The organism is Actinocrinis sp. (assembly GCF_035605935.1).
Taxonomy (GTDB): Bacteria; Actinomycetota; Actinomycetes; order Streptomycetales; family Catenulisporaceae; genus Actinocrinis.
The window spans coordinates 1-6027 of the sequence record NZ_DATNGK010000149.1; the positions used below are offsets into that span (position 1 = coordinate 1).

The 6027-nt window shown below is 69.2% G+C and carries 5 protein-coding genes and 1 pseudogene; 3 read left to right on the forward strand and 3 right to left on the reverse strand.

What is annotated here, in order from left to right; all coding sequences use genetic code 11:
* Positions 1–191: 191 nt before the first annotated feature.
* Together serC and VN779_RS12625 are read right to left on the reverse strand one after the other, a co-directional pair.
* Positions 192–1310, reverse strand: a complete 1119-nt coding sequence (gene serC / locus VN779_RS12620; protein WP_325722737.1) for a phosphoserine transaminase — start codon at positions 1308–1310, stop codon at positions 192–194.
* Positions 1311–1531: 221 nt separating this feature from the next.
* Entirely contained in the window at positions 1532–2635 is a 1104-nt protein-coding gene (locus tag VN779_RS12625; RefSeq protein ID WP_325722739.1) for a citrate synthase 2, read from the reverse strand.
* 327 nt (positions 2636–2962) lie between these two features.
* On the opposite strand from VN779_RS12625, the gene pdxH reads away from it, so the two are divergent.
* Together pdxH and VN779_RS12635 are read left to right on the forward strand one after the other, a co-directional pair.
* Positions 2963–3622 carry a pyridoxamine 5'-phosphate oxidase gene (gene pdxH, locus VN779_RS12630; RefSeq protein WP_325722741.1) on the forward strand — a complete coding sequence of 220 codons (660 nt, stop codon included), beginning with the start codon at positions 2963–2965 and terminating at the stop codon, positions 3620–3622.
* 267 nt (positions 3623–3889) lie between these two features.
* Positions 3890–4591: a metal-dependent transcriptional regulator gene (locus tag VN779_RS12635; protein WP_325722743.1), complete on the forward strand. Its 702-nt coding sequence runs from the start codon at positions 3890–3892 to the stop codon at positions 4589–4591.
* A gap of 132 nt (positions 4592–4723) precedes the next feature.
* On the opposite strand, the gene VN779_RS12640 is transcribed toward VN779_RS12635, so the two are convergent.
* Positions 4724–5404 (reverse strand): bifunctional DNA primase/polymerase, encoded by a 681-nt coding sequence (locus VN779_RS12640; RefSeq protein ID WP_325722745.1) that lies wholly within the window; start codon positions 5402–5404, stop codon positions 4724–4726.
* Positions 5405–5669: 265 nt separating this feature from the next.
* Here VN779_RS12640 and VN779_RS12645 point away from each other — a divergent pair.
* Positions 5670–6027: pseudogene (locus VN779_RS12645) on the forward strand (transcriptional regulator); the annotation flags it as partial.

A 6027-nucleotide genomic window follows, 5' to 3' on the forward strand; every position in this document is an offset into this window, starting at 1 on the left:
CTCGCTGCGTTGGCGAAGCCCCGGTGCCGCCAGGCACCTATCGGACACTGCCAGATGCCCCATGAGGACGCTCCGCCGCCTTGCGATCGCACGCGCCAGACGCCGCGGCCTTGTCCGACGCTACTTCTTACCCACGGCCTAAGCGGCGCAGCGTGACGCAGCGCGTTAGACCGCCACGCCAGAGCTGATGGCTAGAACCGCTCGACCACGTAGTCGATGCAGGCGGTCAGCGCCTCGACGTCGGCCGGCTCGATCGCCGCGAACATCGCGATGCGCAGCTGGTTACGGCCCAGCTTGCGGTACGAGTCCGTGTCCACGATGCCGTTCGCGCGCAGCGCCTTGGACACCGCGACCGCGTCGATCGAGTCGACCAGGTCGATGGTGCCGACCACCTGAGAGCGCTGCGCCGGGTCCGTGACGTACGGCGTGGCGTACTCGGACTTCTCCGCCCACGCGTAGAGCCGGGAGGCGGAGTCGGCGGTGCGCGCGGCTGCCCAGTCCAGGCCGCCGTTGCCGTTCAGCCAGTCCAGCTGCTCGGCCAGCAGGAACAGGGTGGCGATCGCCGGGGTGTTGTACGTCTGGTCCTTCGAGGAGTTGTCGATCGCGGTCGGCAGGTCGAAGAACGCCGGCACGTAGCGCCCGGAGCCGGAGATCTCTTCCACACGGGCGAGCGCGCCTGGAGAGAACAGGCCGACCCACAGGCCGCCGTCCGAGCCCAGGTTCTTCTGCGGGGCGAAGTAGTAGACGTCGGTCTCGGCCACGTCCACCGGCAGCCCGCCGGCCGCGGAAGTCGCGTCCACCAGCACCAGCGCGTCCTCGTTCGCGCCCGCCGGCCGCTTGATCGGCATGGCCACGCCGGTGGAGGTCTCGTTGTGCGTCAGCGCGTACACGTCCACGTCCGCGGCCGCGATCGGCAGCGGGTGCGTGCCCGGCTCGGACTTGATCACCTGCGGCTCCGCCAGCCAGGGGGCGGCCTTGGCGGCGGCGGCGAACTTCGAGGAGAACTCACCGAAGCTCAGGTGCTGGGACTTCTCCCGGATCAGCCCGAAGGCGGCGATGTCCCAGAACGCGGTCGAGCCGCCATTGCCTAGGACAACCTGGTAACCCTCGGGCGCGCTGAACAGCTCTGCGACGCCCTCGCGCACCCGGCGCACCAGGTTCTTGACCGGGGCCTGCCGGTGCGAGGTGCCGAGCAGCGCGGGACCCTGCGCGGCCAGCGCGGAAAGGGCTTCGGGACGGACCTTGGACGGACCGCAGCCGAAACGGCCGTCGACGGGCTTGAGTTCGGCGGGGATCTGGATTTCCGACACGGTGCGTGCCTCCGGCGATCTGATTCCGTACCGCCGGCACGGCCGCGCCGGCGGGGACTGCTGAGGTGTGAAAAGCACACCAAAACGTCACAGCATCCCGACCCGGGCGTCGTCGTCCGAGAACGTGAAGCAGAGGTTACCGGAAATACACGGTGCCCGGTTAGACCCCAACTGGGCTAACCGGGCACCGATCTACCAGCGCTTTTTAGCTGACTGTCCGCTTAGTGGACGATCATGGTGTCGAAGCCCTCGATGTCGTGGACCTTGCGCTGCGCCGGGCCGATGTACCGGGCCGCCGGGCGCACCAGGCGGCCGGTGCGCTTCTGCTCCAGGATGTGCGCCGACCAACCGGCGGTGCGGGCGCAGGTGAACATCGAGGTGAACATGTTCGCCGGGACCTCGGCGAAGTCCAGCACGATCGCGGCCCAGAACTCGACGTTCGTCTCCAGCACCCGGTCGGGGCGGCGGTTGCGCAGCTCCTCGAGCGCGGCCTCCTCCAGCGCCAGCGCGATCTCGTAGCGCGGGGCGCTCAGTTCGCGGGCGGTGCGTCGCAGCACTCGGGCACGCGGGTCCTCGGCCCGGTAAACCCGGTGGCCGAAGCCCATCAGCCGCTCGCCGCGGTCGAGCACGCCCTTGACGTACGCCTTGGCGTCGCCGTCCCGCTCGATCGCCTCGATCATGTGCAGCACCCGCGAGGGCGCGCCGCCGTGCAGCGGGCCGGACATCGCGCCGACTGCGCCGGACAGCGCCGCAGCCACGTCCGCGCCGGTGGAGGCGATGACCCGGGCGGTGAAGGTGGAGGCGTTCATGCCGTGCTCGGCCGCCGAGGTCCAGTACGCGTCGATCGCCTGCACGTGCTTCGGGTCCGGCTCGCCGCGCCAGCGGATCATGAAGCGCTCGACGATGGTCTGCGCCTTGTCGATGTCCCGCTGCGGCACCATCGGCTTGTCTATCCCGCGGGCCGACTGGGCCACGAAGGACAGCGCCATGACGGCGGCCCTGGCCAGGTCGTCGCGGGCCTGCGCGTCGGTGATGTCGTGCAGCGGCTTGAGGCCCCAGACCGGGGCGAGCATCGCGAGCGCGGACTGGACGTCCACCCGGATGTCACCGGAGTGGATCGGGATCGGGAACGGCTCGGCCGGCGGCAGGCCGGGGTTGAACTTCCCGTCCACCAGCAGACCCCAGACGTTGCCGAAGGTCACGTGCCCGACCAGGTCCTCGATGTCGACGCCGCGGTACCGGAGGGCGCCGCCGTCCTTGTCGGGTTCGGCGATCTCCGTCTCGAAGGCGACGACGCCCTCAAGACCGGGTACGAAGTCGGGCATCCTGTTGCTCCCTTGCTGTGGCAAACGTCCTTCGTGGGGTAGTCCGCGTCGCCGGTCGGCATCGCGGGCCGTACAAGGGGTCGGCGGTGAGCGCTCCCTTGCACTCTGTGACTTTTACGCGTTGAACGGGTGGTCCTCCCTTGGAGGTTCCCGCCAAGCGGGGCCGCCTACCTATATTGGACCGCTACAACTTCGGAACGGAAATCGGCGCAAGCCCTGCTTTCCGGCCCAAGGTATAGACCATTGCACGCCGTTGCGGACCGCCCCCGGCAGCTGACCCTTACCGTTATCGCCGCCGTGCCCTGATCCGCGCGATGACCGGGGACAATGGACACCGTGGACCTAGCCAATCTGCGCCGTGAGTACTCCGACCGCGGCATCGAGGTGACCGACTTCACAGCCGACCCCATCGAGCAATTCGCCCGGTGGTTCGCTGAGCTCGACAATGCCGTCCCAAAATCGGACACGGCGTGGTTCGAGCCGAACGCGACGGTGCTTTCCACCGCTGATGCGCAGGGCCGGCCGTCCGCTCGCACGGTGCTGTTGAAGCGATACGGGCCGAAGGGCTTCACCGTTTATACGAACTATCAGTCGCGTAAGGGCCGGGACATCGCGGCCAACCCCGCGGCGAGCCTGCTGTTCCCCTGGTATCCGCTGGCCCGGCAGGTGATCGTCACGGGTGAGATCGGGCGAGTGCCGGAGGCCGAGAGCGACGCGTACTTCGCGACCAGGCCGCGCGGCGCGCAGCTCGGCGCCTGGGCGAGCGAGCAATCGCAGGCGATCCCGGACCGCGACTGGCTCGACTCGCGCTACGAGCGGTTCGACCGCGAGTTCCCGGGCGCCGTGCCGCGACCGCCGCACTGGGGCGGCCTGGTGCTCGCTCCGGAGACCGTCGAGTTCTGGCAGGGCAGGGCGAGCAGGCTGCACGATCGGCTGCGATACGTGCGCGAGGGCGGCAAGTGGCGGCTGGAGCGGCTTAGCCCTTAGGGCGTGTTTTGGAACTAGCGCCGGTTAAGGTCGCGGTGTCTGGCGCGTGCGATCGCAAGGCGGAGGGTCGTTCTCGTACTGGGCGTCCGTGGACGATCCGACAACGCAGCGAGCGTGCGTGGCAGGCGCCGCGACCCAGGCGCTAGTTCCAAAACACGCCTTGAGGCCCGGCTCGGCTCACCGGCTGGAACGAACGGTTGGATTGTCCGCCCGGTGAGTCACAATTGACCGCACACCCATCATTCTCAAGGGCCGGAGCCGACGAGCGTGAGTGACCTGATCGACACCACGGAGATGTATCTGCGGACCATCTTCGAACTGGAAGAGGAAGGCATCGTGCCGCTGCGCGCCCGGATCGCCGAGCGGCTCGGGCAGAGCGGTCCCACGGTGAGCCAGACCGTGGCCCGCATGGCGCGCGACGGGCTGCTGACCGTGGAGGGCGACCGGCATCTCCAGTTGTCCGAGGCCGGGCGCGCACACGCCACCCGGGTGATGCGTAAGCACCGCCTCGCCGAGCGGCTGCTGGTCGACGTGATCGGCCTGGAGTGGGACGAAGTGCACGAAGAGGCGTGCCGCTGGGAGCACGTCATGAGCGAGACCGTGGAGCGGCGGGTTCTCGCGCTGCTCGACAATCCGACGGTCTCGCCGTATGGAAATCCGATCCCCGGGCTGGAGGAGCTGGACGCCTCGCTGAGCGCCCCGGAGTTCCGGGCCGGCGGGCTGATTTCGCTGCGCGAAGTGATCGAAAAGCTGAGCGACGGCGAGCGCGCGGTGGTGGTGGTCCGCCGGATCGGCGAGCCGGTGCAGACCGACAACGAGGTCATGCACCGGCTGCGGCGAGTCGGACTGCGGCCGGGCGTGGCGGTCGAGGTCACTCCGGCGGCTGGCGGGGTGCTGATTTCATCGGCCGGCGAGGCGACGGAGGTTGAGTTGGAGCTCGCCGCGCACGTGTTCGTGGAAGGGCGCTGAGCCGAACGCGCTCCGAGGGTGCGCTATCGAGCAGCTGGCAGTCTCCGCAGTGAGAATCCTGATCGGATGAGCAGAAGTCTGATTGTCGGACGAAGCGTCGGGAATGCGGAAGCGCCGCCCGGTGCGGGGCTGTTAGCGGTGCAGGCCGCAAGCGTAGGCGAGCGGCGCCAGCACCTCTTCCACATCCGGCAGCCACCGATTCGTCTCGGACGGCCGGCGCACCCACTGCGCGTGCCCGAGCGCGCCCATCCGCGAGGGCGGGGCGACGATATAGTCCCCGGCGCCGCGGCAGGCCAGGTCCAGCGGGCTGCGGCCCCAGCCGAGCGTGGCCAGCAGCTTGACCATCTTCGTACGCGCATTCGGCAGCACGAAGAAGTACATCCGCCGGTTCGGCGTCGCCGCGACCGGGCCCACATTGGTGCCCGCTCGCTCCAGTCGAGCCAGGCCGAGGCAGCCCGCGGCCTCGGAGACCTCGAGCACGTCGAAGGTGCGGCCGGTGGGCAGCAGCACCGCCGCCTCCGGGCTGGCGGCCCACCACTCGTGCGCCTTGCTGGGCTGTCCGCTGATCCGCTTCTGCCAGTCGCGCTGCGCCGGATGAGTTCCGGGCGCCGAGCACTGCGGGATGCCGCAGGAGCAGAACCAGCCGCCTTCCGCGCGGTACACCGAGGTCCCCAGCGCGATCTCCCAGTGCCGGTCCTCGATGTACTCGAGGGCCGCCGCCAACAGGCTCAGTGCGTCCCCGCTGCGCGCCGGGCCCGGTTGCGGCGGCACCGTGGCGGCAGTCCTGGGAGTGGCGGTGCGCGCGGTCGTCATCCTCGGCTCACATTCGTCTCGGCGGCCGTCCCGGTGATCGGCTGCACACCGCCGTCCAACTCCTGACGACCTGTCACGGTTACGGTCGTAATCACTGGACTTGTCGACACCAGGCGCAACTTTCGCACGTCGAGACGTAGCGAATCAGGACTGCACCGTTACCCAGGGCTACCGCTGGCCTCGAATCGACGCTACTCTTCGCGACATATGCGCAGTTGGCTGCGATAAGACACTGCCGGTGTGGTCGAGGGAAGGGGAGACCCCGATGGCTGTTCGCACCGCCGCCGCGCGGCAACCGAATCAGCGGCTCGCCGCGTTGATTCATGAGGCCGCCTGCTCTAATGCCGGACTGGCCCGCCGGGTCAACATGGTAGGCGCTGAGCACGGCCTGGACCTGCGATATGACAAGACGTCAGTGGCGCGCTGGCTCCGCGGCCAGCAGCCGCGCGGGATGGCCCCGACGCTGATCGCCGAGGCGCTCGGCCGCAAGCTCGGCCGGCCGGTCACCGTCGAGGAGATCGGCATGGCGGACGGCCGCAACGGCTCGTCCAGCGTCGGACTGCACTTCGCGCCCACGGTTCAGGCCGCCATCGAAGAGGCCACCGAGCTGTGGCGGGCCGATG